Annotated in this window: 18 protein-coding genes and 1 tRNA gene; 6 read left to right on the plus strand and 13 right to left on the minus strand. The window is 63.8% G+C overall.

Annotation, left to right across the window (positions count from 1 at the left end; genetic code table 11):
- Positions 1-16: 16 nt before the first annotated feature.
- Genes EN850_RS07015 through EN850_RS07030 form a run of 4 tightly spaced genes read right to left on the minus strand, consistent with a single transcriptional unit; the run spans position 17 to position 4,455 of the window.
- The gene (locus EN850_RS07015) at positions 17-793 is read right to left on the minus strand and encodes an enoyl-CoA hydratase/isomerase family protein (protein WP_127279785.1); all 777 of its coding nucleotides are present in this window, start codon (positions 791-793) and stop codon (positions 17-19) included.
- On the minus strand, positions 786-2,387 hold the full coding sequence (locus tag EN850_RS07020; RefSeq protein ID WP_136090893.1) for an acyl CoA:acetate/3-ketoacid CoA transferase: 1,602 nt from the start codon (positions 2,385-2,387) through the stop codon (positions 786-788). The genes EN850_RS07015 and EN850_RS07020 overlap by 8 nt, the downstream gene beginning before the upstream one ends.
- The gene (locus tag EN850_RS07025) at positions 2,384-3,400 is read right to left on the minus strand and encodes a Gfo/Idh/MocA family oxidoreductase (protein WP_136090894.1); all 1,017 of its coding nucleotides are present in this window, start codon (positions 3,398-3,400) and stop codon (positions 2,384-2,386) included. The genes EN850_RS07020 and EN850_RS07025 overlap by 4 nt, the downstream gene beginning before the upstream one ends.
- Positions 3,397-4,455 carry a LacI family DNA-binding transcriptional regulator gene (locus tag EN850_RS07030; protein WP_127869911.1) on the minus strand — a complete coding sequence of 353 codons (1,059 nt, stop codon included), beginning with the start codon at positions 4,453-4,455 and terminating at the stop codon, positions 3,397-3,399. Before EN850_RS07030 ends, EN850_RS07025 begins: the two co-directional genes overlap by 4 nt.
- A gap of 241 nt (positions 4,456-4,696) precedes the next feature.
- On the opposite strand from EN850_RS07030, the gene EN850_RS07035 reads away from it, so the two are divergent.
- A complete protein-coding gene (locus EN850_RS07035; protein WP_135929313.1) occupies positions 4,697-5,851 on the plus strand; it encodes a dihydrodipicolinate synthase family protein in 1,155 nt (384 codons plus the stop codon).
- Positions 5,852-6,050: 199 nt separating this feature from the next.
- On the opposite strand, the gene EN850_RS07040 is transcribed toward EN850_RS07035, so the two are convergent.
- Positions 6,051-6,125 (minus strand) — tRNA-Val (locus tag EN850_RS07040).
- A 115-nt stretch (positions 6,126-6,240) separates the two neighbouring features.
- Positions 6,241-6,603 carry a response regulator gene (locus EN850_RS07045; RefSeq protein ID WP_010911372.1) on the minus strand — a complete coding sequence of 121 codons (363 nt, stop codon included), beginning with the start codon at positions 6,601-6,603 and terminating at the stop codon, positions 6,241-6,243.
- A gap of 161 nt (positions 6,604-6,764) precedes the next feature.
- Between EN850_RS07045 and EN850_RS07050 the strand changes: the two genes are divergently transcribed.
- Together EN850_RS07050 and hisN are read left to right on the plus strand one after the other, a co-directional pair.
- Positions 6,765-7,706, plus strand: coding sequence for an N-formylglutamate amidohydrolase (locus EN850_RS07050; protein WP_127869910.1), 942 nt, complete (start codon positions 6,765-6,767; stop codon positions 7,704-7,706).
- Positions 7,707-8,075: 369 nt separating this feature from the next.
- Complete coding sequence (gene hisN / locus EN850_RS07055) at positions 8,076-8,849, plus strand: histidinol-phosphatase (protein WP_127869909.1); 774 nt, start codon at positions 8,076-8,078, stop codon at positions 8,847-8,849.
- Between the two features lie 12 nt (positions 8,850-8,861).
- Here hisN and EN850_RS07060 read toward each other — a convergent pair whose 3' ends face one another.
- The 4 genes from EN850_RS07060 to EN850_RS07070 form a co-directional block, all read right to left on the minus strand.
- Positions 8,862-9,692, minus strand: a complete 831-nt coding sequence (locus tag EN850_RS07060; protein ID WP_127278506.1) for an AraC family transcriptional regulator — start codon at positions 9,690-9,692, stop codon at positions 8,862-8,864.
- Positions 9,693-9,795: 103 nt separating this feature from the next.
- The gene (locus EN850_RS07065) at positions 9,796-10,026 is read right to left on the minus strand and encodes a DUF1127 domain-containing protein (protein ID WP_127278507.1); all 231 of its coding nucleotides are present in this window, start codon (positions 10,024-10,026) and stop codon (positions 9,796-9,798) included.
- Positions 10,027-10,029: 3 nt separating this feature from the next.
- Positions 10,030-10,185 (minus strand): hypothetical protein, encoded by a 156-nt coding sequence (locus EN850_RS36275; protein ID WP_167531297.1) that lies wholly within the window; start codon positions 10,183-10,185, stop codon positions 10,030-10,032.
- 165 nt (positions 10,186-10,350) lie between these two features.
- Entirely contained in the window at positions 10,351-11,328 is a 978-nt protein-coding gene (locus tag EN850_RS07070; RefSeq protein WP_127278508.1) for an alpha/beta hydrolase, read from the minus strand.
- A 479-nt stretch (positions 11,329-11,807) separates the two neighbouring features.
- On the opposite strand from EN850_RS07070, the gene EN850_RS07075 reads away from it, so the two are divergent.
- Positions 11,808-12,275 (plus strand): Hsp20 family protein, encoded by a 468-nt coding sequence (locus EN850_RS07075; protein ID WP_027142918.1) that lies wholly within the window; start codon positions 11,808-11,810, stop codon positions 12,273-12,275.
- A 71-nt stretch (positions 12,276-12,346) separates the two neighbouring features.
- Here the strand turns inward: EN850_RS07075 and EN850_RS07080 are convergent, their stop codons facing one another.
- Positions 12,347-13,399 (minus strand): low specificity L-threonine aldolase, encoded by a 1,053-nt coding sequence (locus EN850_RS07080; protein WP_136090895.1) that lies wholly within the window; start codon positions 13,397-13,399, stop codon positions 12,347-12,349.
- 486 nt (positions 13,400-13,885) lie between these two features.
- Here EN850_RS07080 and gltB point away from each other — a divergent pair, with 486 nt between their 5' ends.
- A complete protein-coding gene (gene gltB, locus EN850_RS07085) occupies positions 13,886-18,619 on the plus strand; it encodes a glutamate synthase large subunit (protein WP_136090896.1) in 4,734 nt (1,577 codons plus the stop codon).
- Between the two features lie 141 nt (positions 18,620-18,760).
- Complete coding sequence (locus EN850_RS07090; protein WP_136090897.1) at positions 18,761-20,215, plus strand: glutamate synthase subunit beta; 1,455 nt, start codon at positions 18,761-18,763, stop codon at positions 20,213-20,215.
- Here EN850_RS07090 and EN850_RS07095 read toward each other — a convergent pair.
- Together EN850_RS07095 and EN850_RS07100 are read right to left on the minus strand one after the other, a co-directional pair.
- Entirely contained in the window at positions 20,212-21,444 is a 1,233-nt protein-coding gene (locus tag EN850_RS07095; protein WP_189591016.1) for a DUF459 domain-containing protein, read from the minus strand. The genes EN850_RS07090 and EN850_RS07095 overlap by 4 nt on opposite strands.
- Positions 21,445-21,475: 31 nt before the next feature.
- The gene (locus tag EN850_RS07100) at positions 21,476-22,699 is read right to left on the minus strand and encodes a lytic murein transglycosylase (RefSeq protein WP_135918988.1); all 1,224 of its coding nucleotides are present in this window, start codon (positions 22,697-22,699) and stop codon (positions 21,476-21,478) included.
- Between the last annotated feature and the right edge of the window lie 2 nt (positions 22,700-22,701).

Below are 22,701 nucleotides of genomic sequence, written 5' to 3' on the forward strand. Positions count from 1 at the left end.
TGATTTCCACTCTGTCCTAGGAACGCGAAAACACGGGCTTCTGCTTGGTCTTGAAGGAGCCGACGCCGGCCTTGAGATCGCCGGTGAGCGCTATGAAACCGCTGGCCAGGGCTTCGGTCGCGGCAGCGCTTTCCTCGCCTTCGGCAACGGCGATCATCAGCTTGGCGGCTTCGGTCGCCAGCGGCCCGCGTTCGGCGATTTTCCCAGCCCAGGCCTTGGCTTCGTCTAACGCCTTGCCGGTTTCGACGACGCGGTCGACGATGGCAAGCACGAGCGCTTCAGCCGCCAGAAAAATCTCGCCACCGACAGCCATGCGACGCACCGTCTGGGCGCCGAAGCGGCGCACCGCGCGTTGCGTGCCGGACCAGCCGGGGACGACACCGATCGAGGTCTCGGGGAAGCCGAGCTTCACCTGGGTTTCGGCGACGCGAAAATCGCAAGCGACAGCCAGTTCCAGCCCGCCGCCGAGAGCATGGCCGGACAGAACGGCGATGGTCGGCTGCCGCAGCCGTGCCAGCCGGTCGAAGACACGGTGGCCGTAGCGCACCCATTGCACCTGGAAATCTGCGGCACTCATGCCGCCCCAGGCCTCGACATCGCCGCCGGCGCAAAATCCCTTGCCTTCGCCGCATATGAGGACGGCGCGGACATCTTCGGCGCTTTCCGCCTCATCGAGCGCCGCCTCCAGCGCGCGCAGCATCGGGATGTCGAGCGCGTTGAATTTTTCGGGCCGGCGCAAGGTGACGATGCCGATCGCGCCATCCCGCTCGAAGGTGACGAGGCGCTCAGCCATGCGCGCCTCCAAGCGAGGCGCCGCCATTGAGTGACAGGCCGATCGGCCGATCCTGGTAGAGCGCGGCCGGCGTCACCTTGAGGTCATTGGCCACGTTGAGCGGGATTTCGGCCTGTGCCAGCACATCGCGCTCGAGGTCGATACCGGGCGCCAGTTCCGTCACCATCAGCCCATCGGGCGTCAGCTTCATCACGCAGCGCTCGGTGACATAGGTGATGTCCTGCCCTTGAGCGACGGCACGCTTGCCCGAGAAGGAGATATGCTCAACCTCATTGACGACTTTCTTGACCTTGCCTTCCGCATCGATGCGAATGCCGCCATCGGCCAGCGAGAGCTTTGCCCCGGCGTTGAAGAAGCCAGAGAAAACAATCTTCTTCGCCCGTGACGTGATGTCGACGAAGCCGCCGGCGCCGGCGGTGACATGCGGCCGCGCCGAAAGTTTCGAGACGTTGACCGAGCCGTGGCGGTCGATCTGCAGGAAGGAGAGCAGCGAAGCGTCGAAGCCGCCGGCCTGGAAATAGATGAACTGGTGCGGCGAGGGCATGATCGCCTCGGCATTGGAGGCGCAGCCGAACTTGAAGTCGAGCAGCGGCACGCCGCCGACGGCACCCTGTTCGATCACCCAGGTGACCTTGCCGTGCTGGCCTTCTTCCAGAAGGATACGCGGCACATTGGCGGAGATGCCGAAGCCGATGTTGACGGCCATGCCGTCGCGCAATTCCATGGCGACGCGGCGCGCAATCACCTTCTGCACGTTCATCTCAGCGTTGCGGAAGCTCGACAGCGGCCGGAAGATCTCACCCGAAATCGCCGGATCGTAAGGTGTCAGCGTCGTCTGTAACTGGTCGGGCGCGACGACGATATGGTCGACCAGCACGCCCGGCACGCGCACATCATGCGGCTTCAGCGTGCCGTTCTCGACGACGCGCTTGACCTGCGCGATGACGATGCCGCCATTGTTGCGGGCGGCGAGCGCCTGTTCCAGCCCACCGAGATAGGCGCCCTCATGCTCGTAGGTCAGGTTGCCGCGCTCGTCCGCCGTGGTGGCGCGGATGATCGACACTTGCGGCACGATGGCGCGGAAATAGAGCCATTCCTCGCCGTCGAACTGCTGTACCGAGACGATCGGCTCGCCGGCGGCGGCGTTCATGGCGCAGCCCTGGTGGCGCGGGTCGGCGAAAGTGTCGAGGCCGACCTTGGTCAGCACGCCCGGCCGCTTGGCGGCGGCCTCGCGGTGCATGTCGAACAGGATGCCGGACGGCACGTTATAGGCGGCGACGGAATTGTCGCCGATCATCTTCCAGATCTGCGGCGGTTCGGCGGAGGAGGGGCCGGACGGATAGGAGCCGCACAGCGTGCGCTTCAACAGGCCAGGCTTGGCCAGATGATCGATGCCCTTGATGCCATACATGTCGCCGGCGGCGATGGGATGCAGCGTGGTGATGTCCTTCGGATGGCCTTCGCTGTCGAAGCGTTCGCTGATGGCGGCGAGCACGGCGTCCGGACAGCCAAGACCGCTTGACGAGGACACCGAGACGACCATGCCGTCCTTGATCAGGCTGGCTGCCTGCGCCGATGAAACGACCTTGCTCAATTCATGCTCCCGAGTTTCGGGTCGATCTTGACGGCTCTGCCGGAATTGGCCGACTGCAATGCCGCCTCGGCCGCTGTGAGCGACCAGATGCCGTCCTCGCCAGTGGCGGAGGGCTGATCCTCGCCACGGATCGCGGCATGGAACCGGCCCACCGACCTGACGTAGAGGTTGTCGCGGTCGAAGCTCAATTCTTCCTCGCCACCCGCGGTGCGCAGCGTCACCGTGCCGACCGGTTTCTGCGTCATGACATTGCGGGCGATCAGCGAACCCTGCGAGCCGTGCACCTCGAAACCGGTGTCGGCAAATCTGGTGGTGAAGCCTTCATGCGATTGCGCGATGAGGCCCGATTTGAAGCGCCAGATGCACATGGCGCCGTCTTCCAGCCCGCTGCCGGCCATGCCGGCCGATTGCGTGAGAGCGGAAACCTCGACCGGATCGTCGCCGAGCACGAAGCGCAGCGTGTCGGCATCATGCACGGTGATGTCGAGCACCGCGCCGCCGCCGGCCTCGGGCCTGGCGATGCGCCAACCCTGCAGGTTCTCGGGCAGGTAGACGGAATGGAAGACCCGCGCGGCAATGGGCTGGCCGATGCGGCCGGCGGCAATCGCCTCGCGCATCGCCCGGTGAGCACCGGCATTGCGCAGATGGTGATTGGTGCCGAGCACGATGCCCGCGGCCTTGGCCGCGGCGACCATTCTACGCGCGTCGGCGCTGGTCAGCGCCAGCGGCTTCTCGCACAGCACATGCTTTCCTGCCTCGATCGCAGCGAGTGCCTGTTCGCGGTGCAGTTCGTTGGTGGTCGAGATGTAGACGGCGTCGATGTCGGATCCGAGCAAGGCATCGAGGTTAGATACGGCGGCCGGAATGCCATTTTCCCTTGCATAGGCCGCGGCGCGTTCGGCGCTGGAGCTCATTACAGCCGCGATCTCGCCATCGGCTTGCGCGCGAATGGCGTCGATCATGAATTGCCGGGCGATCGTGCTGGCGCCGATCAGCCCCCATTTGATGCTCATCTCGCGGCTCCCGTTGCCGCGGGCCTGTTTCGCGTACGGCGATCTGGGCCGCAGCTTTCCCTGACCACGAGATTGACGGCGCCGATATGGTCCTCGGCGCGCGTGGTGCGCGACTGGATCATCTTGATCATGACGTGGGCCGCACGTTCGCCGAGACCGGCGGAGTCCACCGCGACGCTGGTCAGCGCCGGCATGTAATGTTCGGCCTCGACCACATCGTCGAAGCCGACGACGGCGAAATCCGCGCCCGGCTCAAGTCCGCGCTTGCGCAGCGCCAGCATGACGCCAAAGGCGACGGCATCGTTGAAGCAGAGGGCCGCCGTTGGCGGCTCGGCCATTGCGAGCGACGTCTCCAGGCAGGCCATGCCGCCCTTGCGGTTTGTCTCGCCCTCGATGATGAGCGCGTCACGGGGGTCGATGCCAAGCGTTTCGCAGGCTTCGCGAAAGCCGCCCAAGCGCTCATGATAGACGATGAGGTCGGACGAGCCGCCGAAGAAGGCCAGGCGGCGATGCCCCTTGCCGACGAGATGAGCGGTAGCGAGATAGGCGCCACGATGATTGTCGGGCGTGATCACCGGGATGCGGCTTTCCGGCAAGCGGCGCATGGCGAAGACGACCGGCACACCCGCCATCTCCAGCCGCCGGAAGGCACCTGGCGTGGTGCCGCGCGCCGGCGAGACGATGAGGCCGGCGACGCCTTGCTCCATCAGCGATTTCAACACTTCTTCCTGGCGCACCGGGTTCTCCGCTGTGTTGGCGATGAACGGCACGATGCCGGCCGACTGGAAGACGCGCTCCATGCCCACTGCCAGTTCAGCGAAGAACGGATTGGTGAGATCGTTGATGACCATGCCGATGACGTTGGAATGGGCCTTGCGCAGATTGGCGGCGCCGCGATTGTAGACATAGCCGACATCCTCGATCGCCTTGCGAACCTTGACCGCGGTCTCGGGGCGGATCAGCCCGCTGCCCTGGAGCACGAGCGACACCGTCGATTTGGACACGCCTGCCTCGCGGGCGATGTCGAAGATCGTCGCCTTGGCGCGGCTGGCCATCCAGATGTCTCCTCCTGGTTTTCTCAATCGAATTTATTGGAACGTTCTAATCCCTGCTCCGTGGATGAGTCAATCGGGATTTTTTCTCGATCCAGCGAGGCGATCATACGTGGTCCAATGATATACCATTCAAGGCTTCATGTGTTGCAACGCAGCATTGGTCGGCGGCCGCTTTCGAATCTTAAAGGTTCTTGATTTATTGGAACGTTCCATTTAGTAAATGCCGAAAACGGAGAGATCGATGGATATTGCCTTGCCCGGCGCGGGTGGCCGCAGCACCGGTTACGTGCTTGTCGGACAGCCGGTCCAGCCGGTGATCGGCGCGCGGTTCCCGCGCATCGCCTATGCCGCCGCGCATGTCGTCGCCGATCCCCTGGAAATGACCGATCCATGGTCGCGGCCGGTTGTCGACTGGGACAGGACGATGGCGTTTCGCCATCATCTTTGGCGGCTCGGCTTCCGCATCGCCGAGGCGATGGACACGTCGCAGCGCGGCATGGGTTTCGATTGGCGGAGCGCGAGGGAATTGATCCGCCGATCAATCGCGGAGGCGAGGACCGTCGCTGACGCCGACCTCGCCTCGGGCGCCGGAACCGACCATCTGGCGCCGGCGTCGGCCAGGACACTGGATGATGTGATCGCCGCCTATGAGGAGCAGTTCGCTTTCATCGAAGGGCAAGGCGGCAAGGCGATCATGATGGCCAGCCGCGCGCTGGCCGCCGTCGCCAAGGGCCCGGACGACTATGCCTTGGTTTACGACCGCATACTGGGCCAGGCCTCCGGCAAAGTGATCCTGCACTGGCTGGGCGACATGTTCGACCCGGCCCTGAAAGGCTATTGGGGCAGCGATGATTTCGAGACCGCACTCGATACGGTGGTCGCCATCATCGAGCGCCATGCCGGCAAGGTCGAGGGCATCAAGATATCGCTGCTCGACGCCGGCAAGGAGGTGGCGCTCAGGAACCGGCTGCCGGACGGCGTGGTGATGTTCACCGGCGACGACTTCAACTATCCCGAACTGATCGCCGGAGACGGCAAGCGCCACTCGCACGCGCTGCTCGGCATTTTCGACGCGATCGCGCCGGTTGCCAATGCGGCGCTGGCGAAGCTGGCCGCCGGCGACCGTACAGGCTACGACGCGCTGATGGCGCCGACCGTGCCGTTGTCGCGAAAAATCTTCGAGGCGCCGACCGAATATTACAAGGCCGGCATTGTCTTCATGGCTTGGCTGAACGGCCACCAGGACCATTTCGCGATGGTCGGTGGCATGCAGTCGGCGCGCGGCATCCGCCATTATGCCGAAGTCTTCCGCCTTGCCGATCAGGCTGGATTGCTGGCCGACCCGGAGATGGCGGTTGCCAGGATGAAGAGCCTCTGCGCCGTCGCGGGCGTCTGAGTGGCACACAGGTTGGCCGCGGCCGCCAACTCGAGTGTTGTGGCTTGCCCCTTCGCAAAACTCGCTGACAGGCCTGGGAATAGCCTGACCCGACACCGCAATGATTCGATGAGGGAATAGGGCAGTGGGGGAATCAGGGCACGCAGCGGCGGCCAGGCCTTACGCCCTATCTCTTCGACTCAGCTGGTTTGGATCTGGATGGTGGGCGTGACAGGGATTGAACCTGTGACCCCTGCAATGTCAATGCAGTGCTCTCCCGCTGAGCTACACGCCCATCCGAAGCCGCGCATACACCATTTTTGGTCCGGCGCGTCAATAGCAGGAAAAGAGGAAAAACACGTCGTCTCGCCGCGGCTGTGGACTGACCCCGGCGGCTTGCGGAAGGCGGCTCAGGCCGCGTGCAGCATCTTCTCGACCTCGTTGACGAGGTCGCGCAGGTGGAAGGGCTTGGACAGCACCTTGGCGTCTTTCGGCGCCTTGGAATCCGGGTTCAGCGCGACGGCGGCGAAACCGGTGATGAACATGACCTTGAGGTCGGGGTCGATCTCGGTGGCGCGGCGCGCCAATTCGATGCCGTCCATCTCCGGCATGACGATGTCGGTCAGAAGCAGCGAGAATGGTTCTTCGCGCAGCCGCTCATAGGCGCTGGCGCCGTTGTCGAAATCGCTGACCTGATAACCGGCGCGCTCCAGCGCCTTGACGAGGAACCGACGCATATCGTCGTCGTCTTCCGCCAGAAGAATGCGTGCCATGTTGTCCCGTCCGAATCACCCGCCGAGACTGCCGAGGGGCAGGCCCGTTAACCATCCTGTATATGAGGAGGTGAGAGTAAACATCAAGTGAACACCGACGCGCTTGCCCCACATTTGCCAAGCGGCACGACGGCTGAAATGCTGGACATGCGGCCAGCAAGGTGGCAGTTTCATGCCATGATGCACTGGTGTTTTCGGGTTCGTTCAAATTGAAGACGGCAGCCGAGGATTTTTCGGTCTTTCCACCCTTCGAAATCCGGTCGGGCGCCGAGCAGCGCGTCCCCTTCCTCTTCAATTCACCGCATAGCGGCCGCTACTATCCTGAACGCTTCCTTGCCATGGCAAGGCTCGATCGCAACGCCATCCGCCGCTCGGAGGATTGCTATGTCGACGAGCTGTTCGGCGGCGCCGTGGCGCTGGGTGCGCCGATGCTGGCGGCAAATTTTCCGCGTGCCTATCTCGATGTCAACCGCGAGCCATGGGAACTCGACCCGCGCATGTTCGCCGAGCCGGTGCCGTCCTTCTGCAACATCCGCTCCGCGCGCGTGGCCGGCGGGCTCGGCACCGTGCCGAAGCTGGTGGGCGAGGGGCTCGACATCTATGCGGGCCGCTTGCCGCTCGCCGAGGCGGTTGCCCGCATCGAAGCCGTCTACAAGCCTTATCACGAAACGCTGAAGCGGCTTTTGACCCGGACCCACGCCCGTTTCGGCTTTGCCGTGCTGATCGACTGCCATTCGATGCCGGCGAGCATCCGTGTCGGCGACAACGGGCTGCGGCCGGATTTCATCATCGGCGACCGTTTCGGCATCTCGGCCACCGCGGCCCTGACCGAAACCGCGATCGGCCTATTGACCGCGATGGGCTATACCGTTGCTCACAACAAGCCTTATGCCGGCGGTTTCATCACGGAACATTACGGCCGCCCGGCGCGTCATCTGCATGCGCTGCAGATCGAGGTCAATCGCGGGCTCTACATGAATGAGCGGACATTCGAGAAAGCCGCCGGCTTCGACGCGCTGGCCGACGATCTGACGCGATTTTCGGCCGACCTGATGGCGATGCCGGATCACCATTTCATCGACCTGCCGCTGGCCGCGGAGTGAAGATCACGCCTTGTTCCATGCGTGCGACTGCCCGAAGACCCCTCGTGTGGTTTTGGGCGGTACGCTTCGGGAGCGGCTGAAAAAAAGACCGCATCGTTTGCACGATACGGTCGAAGTCTAGGGAGGAAACGCCCAAGGAGGGCATGGACAGGAAACCCTATCCGAGAATGAGGGTATTGTGCAGCGCACAAATGTCAAGCGACGTTCAGGCTTTTTTAATTCAGAGTGATGTGGAAATTGCGTTTCGTTGACAGAAACGTGACATTTCAGCAACAGTTGTCGCTGCCGGAAAATTCTCGAACACCCTTGTTTTGGCACGAAAGTGACGGCAAACGACTGTCTGGGCATGCTGCAACGCGGGAGAATCAGTTGGACATCAGCGTCGATTTCATGCGCCGTATCGCGCAAGCGGCAGCGGCTGAGACCTTGCCGCGCTTTCGCGCCCAAGGCGCGGTCGCCAACAAGGAAAAGGGCAGTTTCGATCCGGTCACCGAGGCCGACCGCGAGGCCGAGCGCGCCATCCGGGCGCTGATATCGGCCGAGTACCCCGACCACGGTATCCTGGGCGAAGAGCACGGCAGCGAGAACATCTCCAGCCGGCATGTCTGGGTTATCGATCCGATCGACGGCACGCGCGCCTTCATCTCCGGCCTGCCGGTGTGGGGGACGCTGGTCGGGTTGACGGTCGACGGCGATGCGGTTGCCGGCATGATGGCGCAACCCTTCACCGGCGAACTGTTCTACGCCAATGGATCCGGCTCGCATTACGAGGGACCGGGCGGTCCGCGAAAACTGTCGACCCGCAAGACGACAAAACTCGATGAGGCGACGCTGTTCACCACCACGCCGGCATTGTTCAAGGGCGAAGCGCGCACGCGCTATGACGCGTTCGAGAAACAGGTCCAACTCGCCCGCTACGGCGCCGACTGCTATGCCTTCGCCATGATCGCCTCGGGCAGCGTCGACATCGTCACGGATCCCGGCCTGAAGCCTTACGACATCGTCGCGCTCATCCCGATCATCGAGAAGGCCGGCGGTGTCGTCACCACCTTCGACGGCGGGCCGGCGGAGAATGGCGGCGATGTGCTGGCGGCGGCGACACCGGAGCTTCATGCCGCCGCCATGGCTGCCCTGCGCGGCTGACATCGCCTGCGGTCAGCGCGACCGTATCGAACGCTGGAATTCCGCCGGCGTACGCCCGTAGACCTGCTTGAACGCGGCACTGAAATGGCTGTGGCTGGAGAAGCCGAGATCCATGCCCAGCGTGGTCAGATTGTCGTAACGGCCAAGCAGGTCAAGCGCACGCGCCAGCCGCAGGCGCAGATGATAGCGGTAGAGCGGCATGGCTTCGACCTGCTGGAACACCTGCGTCAGGTAGACCGGCGAAACGCCGACCTCGACGGCAATCCCGGCCAGCGTCCAGCGCCGTGACAGGTCCGACGACAGCACGAGCTTGGCGCGGTCGACCAGTTTCTGCCGGCCAGGGCTGGCGCCCGCGACATGCGAGGTGCGCTCGCCAAGCGAGCGCCGTACCAGTGTCAGGGCGAGCGTCTCGGCCTCCAGCGTTTCGGCGACCTTGCGGCTCAGGCTGTGGCGCAGCAGCGCCACCAGCGCCTGCGCGCGCGGGTCGATGCGCCGGCGCTGACGACGAAACGCCAGCGTGCCGCCGGAGCGAAGCTGATCCTTCGGCGCCAGCTCCCGCAATTGACCGTCCTCGATGACGAGGTCGAGGCAGGCGTCGCCGCCCTCGATGGGATGGCTGACCTGATAAGGCTCGGCTTCATTGAAGAACAGCAGTTGATTGGCTTCCGCCACCGCGTCGTTGCGGCCGACATGGCGCACGAAGACACCGCGATAGGGAAACACCAGATGCGTGGCCGCGGTGCATTCCTCATCGCTCCTGTGCCGGCACTCGCCGCCGCAGACGACGTCCCTGACCCTGACGGTGCCGGTGTCGAGAAGCGGCTGCACCGTGAATTGCGACATGTCCGTTGCGCTCTTTCCTCGCGCCGGAAACGAGTCCGGAATTGCGGAGACCACTTTACGCAGACGGACTGCCCAGTCCTGTCAGGAGACTTTCGACAGGCGCTTAGCGGCGCCTGAATTCCGCATAGGCCTGGCCACGCGAAAGACCGATGTCCTTGAGCTGTTCGTCGCTCATTTCGAGCAAGGCAAGGCGGCTCCTTCGTTTCTCCATCTGGCGGCCGAACCATCTTGCCGCCGCAATACAGTGGGCACGCAATGACTGCTTGGTGGTCGCTGCGCGGACTGCCGGCGCCCGGCCGGCAAGGCCGTGTACGGTTGTGTGGTCGGGGCGCATCGCTCAATCCTCGCCCGTGCCGGCCGCCGAGGCGCCGGCTTCGTTCAGCGCCTGCGCGCATTCCTCGCAGCAGACCTCGACGGTCTTGCCGCCGACCTTCACGCGGATCGGGTTGGCGTCCAGTTGGCAATCGCAGGCGGCGCAGGTTTTCTCGGTCATGATCTCATCTCCATAGCGTTCAATTCCACGCATGCAGATGAGCATTCCGGAGCTGCCGCGGACTGTCAGAATCTTTAGCAGTTTGCCTACTGGGGACCTGGCCTGTGCGCTCCTCCTGACAACGGGGTGTCAGCTAGGTTATCTCGAAGAGACCTAAGGCACTGGTCAGGCCGTCGGATCGTCCGAGCCGGGGACGAAGGCGTCGAAGGCGGCGAGGAATTGTTCGCGGTAGAGGTCGACTTCCTGCAGGATCTCGTGCTTGGCGCCGTCGATCATCAACAGCGAACCGAGCCTCAGGCTTCTGGCGTATTTTTCCACCGCCTTGGTCGAGACGACCTGGTCGGCGCCGGCGGCGATGATCAGCAGAGGCACTTGGATGCGGGCCATGAAGTCGGGGTCGCTGATGGCTTCAGAGGCCTTCGCCGCCGCCTGCAGCCAGCGGATCGTCGGCCCGCCAAGCGCCAGTTGCGGATATTCTTCATAGATGCGCGTGTTGCGGCGATAGCGCTGTGGATCCGACGTCACCTTGTTGACTTCGAAGGGTAGGGTGTGTCTCGGCCGTGGACCCCACGCGGCATAGAGCCTGCCGAGCCCCAGGGCGCAGAAAAGCGAACAGACCCGGCGCACCGTCCGTATCGAGACCGGCAGGTCGGGCAATGTCAGGAATGGCGCGATCAGCACCATGCGCCGCACGCGGTTGACCATCGACGGCGCGGCAAGCAGCGTGATCACAGCGCCGGCGGAATGGGCAAGGATGTAGTAGGGTCCGCGGCAGTCCGGCAGCACGATCTCCTCGAAGAACTGCTCCAGGTCGGCCGTATAGTCGCGGAACGACCTGACATAGCCGCGCTGACGATCGCGGATCAACCGGTCGGAATCGCCCTGGCCGCGCCAGTCGAGGGTGGCGACACCGAAGCCGCGCGCGGCAAGGTCGCGGATGGTCTCGAAATATTTCTCGATGCACTCGTTGCGGCCGCCAAGCAGCACAACGGTGCCGCGCATTGGACGCGCCACCGCTGCGAACAGGCCGTAACGTATCTTCTTGCCGTCGCGCGTGGTGAAAAAGCCGCCTGTGGCGTTTTCCGGTCGCGGATTGCCTTCAACTTCGTGAAAAAGAGGGGCGTCGTGGAAAAGATCCGTCATTCGGCGCTTTGTGCTCGGCGTCTTTGCGCGCCAGCCTGTCGCGGCTGGCCTCGTCAAGGTGATAGACGCCAATACGTCAAAAGCAAAGCAAATCCGGCTTGTGGAGGACCGCAACGGGGAAGGCCGGAAGCGGCTTTGAGCGCGCTTCCGGCCCCTGTCGATCCGGGAGGAAGGGACGTTAACACCCGGTTCGGCCTCGTTGCGGCACCTCTGGAAAACCGGCGCCGCCAATCCTTGATCTTGAGAGCCACTTTAGCGGCGGCTGTCTGAACGGGCGCCGAAGCGCCGGTTCATCTGCCGTTCATCAAAGGCTGGCCGCCTCATTCTTTTCCGGTCAAACGAAACTTGAAATGCTTTCAAGCGCTCCCCAGATGTGGATTGCGGCCGCCAATGTCGGGGCCGCTGGTCCTCCCGAAACGCCGCTCACGGGTTTCGCACCGGCCATACGCAAACCATGTTGCTCAACAGGAGAACACCTCATGCGTCACGTTGATTTTTCCCCGCTTTATCGTTCGACCGTCGGCTTCGACCGTCTCTTCACGATGCTTGATTCGCTCGCCCAGCCCGATGGCGCGCAGACCTATCCGCCCTACAACATCGAGCGCACTGGTGAGGATTCCTACCGCATCTCGATGGCGGTTGCCGGCTTCTCGGATGACGAGATCTCGATCGAAGCCCACCGCAACGTGCTGACCGTAAAGGGTGAGCGCAAGGACGAGGGCACCGGCGAAGGCTCCGAGCTGCTCTATCGCGGCATTGCCTCCAGGGCCTTCGAGCGCCGCTTCCAGCTTGCCGATCACGTTGAAGTCGTCGGCGCCGCGCTGAAGAACGGCCTGCTCTTCGTCGACCTCAAGCGCAACATTCCCGAAGAGCTGAAGCCGCGCAAGATCGCGATCACCTCGGCTCCGGCCAAGGCCAAGCAGATCGAGGCCAAGACCGCTGCCTAAAGTCTAAAGTCTCCTCCCGAGACGGAAAGCGGCGCCGAAAGGCGCCGCTTTTTTGTTGCCCGGGACACCGGTTAGCCGGCGATCAACTGGCCGAAGCGGTCGACTTCCTCCGAGGTCGTCGCAAAACTGGTGACGAAGCGATAGAGCAGCTCGTCCTCGCCGATATGACCGTCGAAGCCGTGCGGCCTGTGCCAGTCGTAGAAGGCCGCGCCGGCCGCTTGCAGTTTCTCGGCTTGCGTTTTCTTGATCACAGCGAAGACTTCGTTGGCCTGCGGCAGCCACGCCAGCTTGGCCGAGGCCGAATCCTCGATCGCCGCCGCGAGGCGCGCTGCCATGGCGTTGGCATGCATTGCGGTGTCGAGCCACAGCCCGTCTTTGAAATAGGCTTCGAACTGCGCCGCGACGAAACGCGACTTCGAAAACAGCTGTGCCGCTCGCTTGCGCAGAAAGGCCAATTCCCCAGCGCGGTCGAGATCGAACAGCACGATCGCCTCGGCGCACCAGCAGCCGTTCTTGGTGCCGCCGAAGGACAGGATGTCGACGCCGCGTTTCCACGTCATTTCGGCTGGCGTGGTGTCGAGCGCGGCCAGCGCATTGGCAAAGCGGGCGCCGTCCATGTGCAGCGGCACAGAATGGCGCTTGGCGATCGCCGAGATCGCTTCGATCTCGGCCAGGCCATAGATTGTGCCGACCTCGGTCGACTGGGTGATCGAAACGGCCATCGGCCGGCCCCAATGGACCACCTCGCCGGCGAAACGGCCGATAGCCCTGTCCAGATTGTGTGGTTCGATCTTGCCCAGGGCGCCGTCGACCGCGTGTAGCCGCGCACCGCCGGAAAAATATTCCGGCGCGCCGCACTCGTCCTCGATGACATGCGATTCGCGGTGCGCGAAGGAAATGCCGCCTGGCTTGTTATAGGTCGTCAGAGACAGCGAATTCGCGGCGGTGCCGGTCGCCACGAAGAACACGGCCACCTCGCGTTCGAAAATCTCGCTGAAGCGCCGGTAGACGGCCTGGTCGAGCGCACCGTCGCCATAGGCGGTCGAAAAGCCGGCGGTATGGGCCGAGAGGCCGGCTGCAATGCTTGGGTGGGCGCCTGCCCAATTGTCGGAAGCGAAGAACATGCGTCTGCCTGTGTTGGGAAAATCGCCGGGACCTTGACCGGTTTCATGGTCCGCCCGCAAGAGCCAGCCACCAGAAAACGGGTAAAGCCAGTGTCGGGCCGGCAGCGCCCTCACAGACCGAAGCTTACGTTTTGCAGCCACCTCACGAAATTTTGTGTCGCGACGCGGCCAAGTTTTTTGTGAATCGGTCTTGTATGGGTTCTGGATTTCTGTCATAAAAATTTAGGACAGTAGTGCTGTCTTATTTTGTCGCACAAAACTGGCTGGATTGGCGTATCGTTTAGGCCACTCCGGCTTTTGCCGCGAGCGACAGGTGGACGGACCAGCTCTGGCCTGTACGATACCGGATATGAACCAGCGGCGCGCCGCCTGGTTCGGCGATTTCGCAAGACGTGCCGCAAGAATGAAGGGCGAGCCCAAGCGCTCGCCAAGGCAAACCAGCGCCCGCAGGCCAATGCCACGTGGCGCGGAACGGAGGATAGAACGATGACGGAATTGACGCTCTCTGCGACGAACGGCCAGGCCGCGCAGACGAAAGCGGCCGCCGTCAAAAATACCTCCATCAAAAATCGCGCGACTACCGGCGGCCTCACCGCTCAGGGGCTCTACGATCCGCGCAACGAGCATGACGCCTGCGGCGTGGGCTTCATCGTCAACATGAAGGGCGTGAAGTCGCATCAGATCGTCAAGGACGGGCTTGCCGTGCTCGAGAACCTGACGCATCGCGGCGCCGTCGGCGCCGATCCGCTGGTCGGCGATGGCGCCGGCGTGCTGGTACAGCTTCCGGATCTTTTTTTCCGTGAGGAGATGGCGGCCCAAGGTATCGAACTGCCACCGGTCGGTCAGTATGGCGTCGGACACTGGTTCATGCCGCAGGATGCCATCCTTCGTGCCCATATCGAAGAGATCATCGCCGAATCGGCGCAGTCCGAGGGGCTGCCGCTGCTCGGATTCCGTGACGTGCCGGTCGACAATTCGTCGCTGTCGAAGGCGTCTGACATCGTCGCGTCCGAGCCGTTCCACCGCCAGGTCTTCATCGGCCGCACGGCCGATATCACCGATGACGAGGAATACGAGGCCAGGCTCTATCTGCTGCGCAAGGTCATCTCGGGCCGCATCTACGCCGAGAACGACAACAAGGACATCGGCGCCTATTGCGTGTCGCTGTCGGCGCGCACCATCGTCTACAAGGGCATGTTCCTGGCCTATCAGGTCGGCGCCTACTACAAGGACCTCAAGGACCCGCGTTTCGAAACGGCGCTGATCCTCGTCCACCAGCGCTTCTCGACCAACACCTTCCCGTCGTGGAAGCTGGCGCATCCCTATCGCATGGTCGCCCACAATGGCGAGATCAACACGGTGCGCGGCAACAACAACTGGATGGCGGCGCGCCAGGCGTCGGTCGATTCCGAACTGTTCGGCAACAACATCTCGAAGCTTTGGCCGATCTCCTATGACGGCCAGTCGGATACGGCGTGCTTCGACAATGCGCTCGAGTTCCTGTTCCAAGGCGGCTACAGCCTGAGCCATGCCATGATGATGCTGATCCCGGAAGCCTGGGCTGGCAACAAGCTCATGGATGCCGACCGCAAGGCTTTCTACGAGTATCATGCGGCGTTGATGGAGCCGTGGGATGGGCCGGCGGCGGTCGCCTTTACCGATGGCCGCCAGATCGGCGCCACGCTCGACCGCAACGGCTTGCGTCCGGCACGCTACATCGTCACCGATGACGACCGCGTCATCATGGCTTCGGAAGCCGGCGTGCTGCCGGTGCCGGAGGAGAAGATCGTGCAGAAGTGGCGGCTGCAGCCCGGCCGCATGCTTCTGATCGACCTGGCCAAGGGCCGCATCGTCCCCGACGAGGAGATCAAGTCGGAGATCGCGACCAGGCACCCCTACAAGACCTGGCTCTCCAACACGCAGCTCATCCTGGAAGATTTGAAGCCGGTGGAGCCGCGCGCGCTGCGCAAGGACGTCAGCCTGCTCGATCGCCAGCAGGCATTCGGCTACACCCAGGAAGACACCAAGCTGTTGATGTCGCCGATGGCGACCACGGGCCAGGAAGCGGTGGGCTCGATGGGCACCGACACGCCGATCTCGGCGATGTCGGACAAGTCGAAGCTGCTCTACACCTATTTCAAGCAGAATTTCGCCCAGGTCACCAACCCGCCGATCGACCCGATCCGCGAGGAGCTGGTGATGAGCCTGGTGTCCTTCATCGGACCGCGGCCGAACATCTTCGACCTGGTCGGCAATTCGCGCCGCAAGCGGCTCGAGGTGCGCCAGCCGATCCTGACCAATGGCGACCTCGAAAAGATCCGCTCCATCGGCCATACCGAGGACCGTTTCGATACCAAGACGATCGATATCACATATGGGTCGAGCGAGGGCGCTGCCGGCATGCAGGGCGCCGTCGAACGTCTGTGCGAGCGGGCCGAGGCGGCGGTCGCCGGCGGCTACAACATCATCATCCTGTCCGACCGCCAGCTCGGGCCGGACCGCATCGCCATCCCGGCACTGCTGGCCACGGCCGCCGTGCATCACCACCTGATCCGCAAGGGACTGCGCACCGCGGTCGGCCTGGTCGTGGAATCCGGCGAGCCGCGCGAGGTGCATCATTTCTGCTGCCTTGCCGGCTATGGCGCGGAAGCGATCAATCCCTATCTGGCCTTCGACACGCTGCTCGACATGCACAAGCGCGGCGAGCTGCCGGAAGAGGTCGACGCCTATGAAGTGGTGTCGCGCTACATCAAGTCGATCGGCAAGGGCATCCTCAAGGTGATGTCCAAGATGGGCATCTCGACCTATCAGTCCTATTGCGGCGCGCAGATCTTCGATGCCATCGGGCTGAAGACCGATTTCGTGCAGCAGTACTTCACCGGCACCGCGACGCTGATCGAAGGCGTCGGACTTGATGAGGTCGCAGGCGAAACCGTCAGCCGCCACACGGACGGTTTCGGCAGCGATCCGGTGCTGCGCAACAGCCTGGAGGTCGGCGGCGAGTATCTGTTCCGCATGCGCGGCGAGGCGCATGTGTGGTCGCCCGACGCGGTCGCCACCTTGCAGCACGCCGTGCGCCAGGGTTCGTGGGACACGTTCAAGGAGTATTCGGCGCAGATCGACAGCCAGACGGCCCGCGCCCAGACCATCCGCGGCCTGTTCAAGATCAAGCTGGCGGATGAGAGCGGGCGCAAGAAGGTCGCGCTCGACGACGTGATGCCGGCGGCCGAGATCGTCAAGCGCTTCTCGACCGGGGCGATGTCGTTCGGTTCGATCTCCAGGGAAGCGCACACCACGCTGGCGCGCGCCATGAACCAGATCGGCGGCAAGTCGAACACCGGCGAGGGCGGCGAAGAGGCCGACCGCTATCTGCCGCTGCCTGGCGGCGGCAAGAACCCGGAACGCTCGGCGATCAAGCAGGTCGCCTCGGGACGGTTCGGCGTGACGGCCGAGTACCTCGTCAATTCCGATGTCATGCAGATCAAGGTGGCGCAGGGCGCCAAGCCCGGCGAGGGCGGCCAATTGCCCGGCCACAAGGTCGACGCGACCATTGCCAAGGTGAGGCACTCGACGCCGGGCGTCGGCCTGATCTCGCCGCCGCCGCATCACGACATCTATTCGATCGAGGATCTGGCGCAGCTGATCTACGATCTGAAGAACGTCAATCCGGCGGCCGACGTGTCGGTCAAGCTGGTGTCGGAAGTCGGTGTCGGCACGGTTGCGGCGGGCGTCGCCAAGGCGCGCGCCGACCACATCACCATCTCGGGCTATGACGGCGGCACCGGCGCCTCGCCGCTGACCTCGCTCAAGCATGCCGGCAGCCCGTGGGAGATGGGTCTTGCCGAGACGCATCAGACGCTGGTGTTGAACGGCTTGCGCAGCAGAGTAGCGCTGCAGGTCGACGGCGGCCTGCGCACCGGGCGCGACGTCATCATCGGCGCGCTGCTCGGCGCCGACGAGTTCGGCTTCTCGACCGCGCCGCTGATCGCGGCCGGCTGCATCATGATGCGCAAGTGCCATCTCAACACCTGTCCGGTCGGTGTGGCGACGCAGGACCCGGTGCTGCGCAAGCGCTTCAAGGGCACGCCCGAGCACGTCATCAACTTCTTCTTCTACGTGGCGGAAGAGGTGCGGGCGCTGCTCGCCGAAATGGGCTTTACCCATATCGACCAGATCATCGGCGACGCCGACCTTCTGGAAAAGCGCGACGTGATCCAGCACTGGAAGGCGCGCGGGCTCGACTTCTCTAAGATGTTCTACAAGCCGGATGCGCCGCATGAAGCAGTGCATTGGACGGAACGGCAGAAGCACCCGATCGACGATGTGCTCGACCGCAAGCTGATCGAACTGGCCAAGCCCGCATTGGAGGCCAAGCAGCCGGTCAAGATCGAGGTGGACATCCGCAATGTCGACCGTTCCACGGGCGCCATGCTGTCGGGTGAGGTGGCCAAGCGCTTCAAGCACAAGGGGCTGCGCGAGGACACGATCCAGGTCAAGCTCACCGGAACCGCCGGCCAGTCCTTCGGCGCCTTCCTGGCGCGCGGCGTTTCCTTCGAGTTGGTCGGTGCCGGCAACGACTATGTCGGCAAGGGCCTGTCGGGCGGCCGCATCGTCATCCGGCCGCCGCAAGAAGCCAGGATCGTCGCGGCCGACTCCATCATCGTCGGCAATACGGTGCTCTATGGCGCGACCGAGGGCGAGGCCTATTTCGCCGGGGTCGCCGGCGAGCGCTTCGCGGTGCGCAATTCGGGCGTGGCGGCCGTCGTCGAAGGCGTCGGCGATCATGGCTGCGAATACATGACGGGCGGCGTCGTCGTCGTCATCGGCAAGACCGGCCGCAACTTCGCCGCCGGCATGTCGGGCGGCGTCGCCTACGTGCTGGACGAGGCGGGCGATTTCGCCGAGCGCTGCAACATGGCCATGGTCGAGCTGGAGCCGGTTCCGGAAGAAGACGACCTGATGGAAAAGCTGCTGCACCATGGCGGCGACCTCGACCACAAGGGCCGCGTCGACGTCTCCGGCGACATGACCAGCCATGACGAGGAACGGCTCTACCAGCTGATCTCGAACCACGTGCACTATACGGGTTCGGTGCGCGGCCGCGAGATCCTCGACGACTGGGCGACGTTCCGGCCGAAATTCCGCAAGATCATGCCGGTCGAATACCGCCGCGCGCTGATCGAGATGGAACGCATGCGCATGGGCGTCGCGGCCGAATAGATTTTTGAGAATTGCCGGGGAGCCCAGGCTTCCCGGCCCCTTCATCGACAGTTTGACCTCGGGCTCAAGGTTGCCATGGCTGCCTCAAGAGGTTAACGGGTGCGGCGAAAACCGCACCATCTGGACAGCAGGAACTGGACTATGGGCAAGGTAACAGGCTTTCTCGAAATCGACCGGCAGGTGCACAAGTACCAGCCGGCCTCCGACCGCATCCGGCATTTCCGCGAATTCACGCTGCCGATGTCGGACAAGGAGGTGGAGAAACAGGCCGCGCGCTGCATGGATTGCGGCATTCCGTTCTGCCACGGGCCGACCGGCTGCCCGATCCACAACCAGATCCCCGACTGGAACGACCTCGTCTACAACAGGGACTGGGACAACGCGATCCGCAACCTGCACTCGACCAACAACTTCCCGGAGTTCACCGGCCGCATCTGCCCGGCACCTTGCGAGGAAGCCTGCACGCTGAACCTCGAGGACATTCCTGTCGCCATCAAGACGGTGGAGCAGGCGATCGCGGACAAGGCCTATGAGACCGGCCACATCAGGCCCTATCCGCCGGAAAGGAAGACCGGCAAGCGGGTCGCCATCATCGGGTCCGGCCCGGCTGGCATGGCGGCGGCCCAGCAGCTTGGCCGCGCCGGCCACGACGCGCATGTCTATGAGCGCGAGAGCCGGCCAGGCGGGCTGATGCGTTACGGCATTCCCGACTTCAAGATCGAGAAGCACTATATCGACCGGCGCATCGAACAGATGCAGGGCGAGGGGGTGACCTTCCACTGTGGCGTCAATGTCGGCGTCAACAAGCCCGTGGCTGAACTGCTCGCAGAGCATGATGCCGTGCTCTATTGCGGCGGTTCGGAAACGCCGCGCGCCGCCGGGATACCCGGCGATGATCTCGGCGGTGTGCATGACGCGATGCCCTATCTGGTGCAGCAGAACCGCCGCGTCGGCGGTGAGCCGATCCAGTCCGTGGCATGGCCGTCGCATCCGATCATCGCCGGTGGCCAGCATGTCGTTGTCGTCGGTGGTGGCGATACCGCCTCCGACTGCGTCGGCACCGCCTTCCGCCAGGGCGCCGTGCGCGTCACCCAGCTCGACATCCGCCCGCAGCCGCCCGAGAAGGAAGACAAGCTCGCCGTCTGGCCCTACTGGGCAACCAAGATGCGCACCTCGTCCTCGCAGGCCGAGGGCGCGGAGCGCGAATTCCAGGTGGCGACGCTCGAATTCATCGGCGAGGAAGGCCAGCTTACGGGCGTCAAATGCTGCGAGGTCGACGAGAAGCGCAAGCCGATCGCCGGCACCGAATTCGTCATCCGCGCCGATCTGGCCTTCATCGCCATCGGCTTTGCCGGACCGGCGACGGCAGGCGTTGCGGCGGAACTGGAGGGTGAGATGAAGATCACCACCGACAGCCGCCGTTCCAGGAATGTCGAGGCCAATGACCGCGACTACAGGACCAGCGTCGACCGGCTCTACGCGGCGGGCGACGTGCGCCGTGGCCAGTCTCTGGTCGTCTGGGCGATCCGCGAAGGCCGCCAGGCGGCACGCTCGATCGACGAGGCGCTGATGGGGACGACCGTCCTGCCGCGTTAAGGGGTAATCGCCGTCGTGGTATCGGCGGCCGCCGCCGCGGCTGCCGGACTTGCCTTCGGCGGCCAGGAAAAGTCGTCGGCGCGTCTGGGCGAAGCTTCCGGCGCCTTGCCCTCGATCACCAACCTTTCCCCGGGAAGAGCTGGATCGGCCTTCGGCAGTGGGGCGGCGCCGAGCAATTCGGTGCCGCCGTCGAGCGCGGGATCGCTGAGCAGCATGGGTTGGGTGCGATCGATGACGATGGGGGCGGCGGCCGAACCGGGCGCCTCGACCGGTGCGCCCGCCGGCGCCGCCGTCGGTGCCACGCTTCCCGGCGCGGCCAGTCCAAGGATCTTCACCAGCGACTTTTCGGTGTAGAAGGCGAGTTTGCGCTTGCCTGCCTTGGACACGTTGATGCCGTCATCGGCGCGCAGCCGCACGGGCTGGCCATTCATGTCGGGGCCGCTGGTAATGAAGGCCCCGTTCTCGTCGACGAAACCGTCCCAGACATCGACGAATTCGCCGCCGTGGCTTTCGGCCGCCTTGTGGTAGATGTCGTTGAAGGCCAGCATGTCCGAGGTCATCTTCGGCACCCGGAAGGCCGGCATGCCCACCCATAGGAAAGGCACCTTGGCGGTGGCGATTGCCTTGCCGAACTCATCGGTACGGTGTTCGTACTCCTTGGTCCAGTTTTCGGAACGAGGCTGCTCGCGTACGTCCCCGACCTTCATCTGCTGGCGGTCGTTAGACCCCAGCATGACGACCACCGCGGCGGGCTTTTCGGTTTCGATCAGCGATTTGATCTGTTCGGGCCAGTTGTAGAAATCATCGCGCACGAAGCCTGACGAGCCATTGCTGCGGTCAACGATCCTGACGCCGGTATTCTCGGCGAAGGCTTCGTCCAGACCCTCGGCCAGACCCGCCGCCATGAAGTCGCCGACCACAAGGACGGTGCGGGCGTCCGGCGCTTTTTCGGCCACGGGCGTTGCAGGCTCCTCGGGTGGGCGAGGCGCACGAGGTTTCTTCTTCGGCTTGGGTATCGCCTTCTGGATGTCCAGTGGCGGCTCTACCCGCTCGCTGCGGCGCGGAAACAGAAGGTCGCGCAACGACCAGCCGCGGCTCTGCTGCGGCTGCTCCTGCGCCATGGCTGGGGCGTGGACGGCGCCGGCCACGGCGATGGCGAGCACGGCGAAGGCCAGAATCAGCACCGGCATGCGACGAACGACCGTCCCGATGCGCGTAGGCCAAATCAATCGCCCCCTCCCTACTCAACTACGTCAGGCTTTATTTTTGCCTGAGCCATTTCAGCACTTCCAAGCTCGGATAGCCATCCTGGGCCAAGCCAACCTTCGCCTGATAAGCCATGATGGCCGTCTTCGAGCCGTCACCGATCTTGCCGTCGAATTTGCCATCATAAAGGCCATGCTGGGAAAGTCGCTTCTGCAACTCCTGCCTTTCCTCGAAGCTGAGCTTGGTGAAAGGTCGCTGCCAGTCCTGCACCAGGCCGTTGCCGCCAGCGATCTCATCGGCAAGCAGACCGACAGCGAGCGCGTATTTGTCGGCATTGTTGTAGGCCTTGATGACCGAGAAATTCCTGATCATCAGAAAGGCCGGCCCGCCGCGGCCGTCCGGCACTTTCAGCGTCGCCTTGTCGGTAAGGGTCTTGAACGGTTTGCCGCTGGCCCTGACGACGCCGAGCGCCTGCCATTGCGCCAGGGTCTTCGATCCGCCCGGCAATTTGCCTGCCGGCAAGGTGACTTCGTAGCCCCAGGTCTTGCCGGCCTGCCAGCCATTCTTCTTGAGCAGGTTAGCCGATGTCGCCAACGCATCGGGAATGGAATTCCAGATGTCGCGCTTGCCGTTACCGTCCATGTCGACGGCATAGTGCTGGTAGCTGGTCGGGATGAACTGGGTCTGGCCCATGGCACCCGCCCAGGAGCCCATCAGGTGGCTTTCGTCGATGTCGCCGCTCTGCAGGATCTTCAGCGCCGCGACCAACTGGGTGCGGGCGTATTTCGAACGTTTCGGGTCGCCATATCCCAAAGTCGCCAGCGAACGGACCACATTGCGCATGATGTCGTCGCGCTTGAGGATCTCGCCATAGTTCGATTCCATCGACCAGATGGCCAACAGCACGTAGCGGTCGACACCGAACCTCGCCTCGATCCTGTCCAGCCAAGGTTTCCACTTTTTCGCCATCTGCTGCCCGACGGCGACGGACTGGTCATGGACGCGGTTGTCGAAATAATCCCAGGCGGGTGCGGTGAATTCGGGCTGGGTACGGGCCTTTTCCAGCACCACCGGATCGGGCTCGTTGATCCCCCGGAAGGCCTGGTCGTAGACGGCGCCGGAAACGCCGCCGGCCACGGCGGTGGCGCGGAAGCCGGCGACCCATTGCCGGAACCCGGCGTCGGCGAAGGCCGGCCCGGTGGGAATGAGCAAAGCGAGCGAGAGGCTTGCCGCCGTCATGACGCTGCTGAAACGTTTTGCGGCATTGCGAACGGACATCT

The organism is Mesorhizobium sp. M8A.F.Ca.ET.207.01.1.1 (assembly GCF_004794715.1).
GTDB lineage: Bacteria > Pseudomonadota > Alphaproteobacteria > Rhizobiales > Rhizobiaceae > Mesorhizobium.

Excerpts from the sequence above, each read along its gene's own strand:
- EN850_RS07065 (WP_127278507.1), bottom strand. The coding sequence starts at position 10,026 with ATGCGCCCCGACCACACAACCGTACACGGCCTTGCCGGCCGGGCGCCG.
- EN850_RS07045 (WP_010911372.1), bottom strand. The coding sequence starts at position 6,603 with ATGGCACGCATTCTTCTGGCGGAAGACGACGACGATATGCGTCGGTTC.
- EN850_RS07030 (WP_127869911.1), bottom strand. The coding sequence starts at position 4,455 with ATGGCCAGCCGCGCCAAGGCGACGATCTTCGACATCGCCCGCGAGGCA.
- EN850_RS36275 (WP_167531297.1), bottom strand. The coding sequence starts at position 10,185 with ATGACCGAGAAAACCTGCGCCGCCTGCGATTGCCAACTGGACGCCAAC.
- EN850_RS07025 (WP_136090894.1), bottom strand. The coding sequence starts at position 3,400 with ATGAGCATCAAATGGGGGCTGATCGGCGCCAGCACGATCGCCCGGCAA.
- EN850_RS07035 (WP_135929313.1), top strand. The coding sequence starts at position 4,697 with ATGGATATTGCCTTGCCCGGCGCGGGTGGCCGCAGCACCGGTTACGTG.
- EN850_RS07080 (WP_136090895.1), bottom strand. The coding sequence starts at position 13,399 with ATGTTCTTCGCTTCCGACAATTGGGCAGGCGCCCACCCAAGCATTGCA.
- EN850_RS07070 (WP_127278508.1), bottom strand. The coding sequence starts at position 11,328 with ATGACGGATCTTTTCCACGACGCCCCTCTTTTTCACGAAGTTGAAGGC.
- EN850_RS07100 (WP_135918988.1), bottom strand. The coding sequence starts at position 22,699 with ATGTCCGTTCGCAATGCCGCAAAACGTTTCAGCAGCGTCATGACGGCG.
- EN850_RS07015 (WP_127279785.1), bottom strand. The coding sequence starts at position 793 with ATGGCTGAGCGCCTCGTCACCTTCGAGCGGGATGGCGCGATCGGCATC.
- EN850_RS07090 (WP_136090897.1), top strand. The coding sequence starts at position 18,761 with ATGGGCAAGGTAACAGGCTTTCTCGAAATCGACCGGCAGGTGCACAAG.
- EN850_RS07060 (WP_127278506.1), bottom strand. The coding sequence starts at position 9,692 with ATGTCGCAATTCACGGTGCAGCCGCTTCTCGACACCGGCACCGTCAGG.
- EN850_RS07075 (WP_027142918.1), top strand. The coding sequence starts at position 11,808 with ATGCGTCACGTTGATTTTTCCCCGCTTTATCGTTCGACCGTCGGCTTC.
- gltB (WP_136090896.1), top strand. The coding sequence starts at position 13,886 with ATGACGGAATTGACGCTCTCTGCGACGAACGGCCAGGCCGCGCAGACG.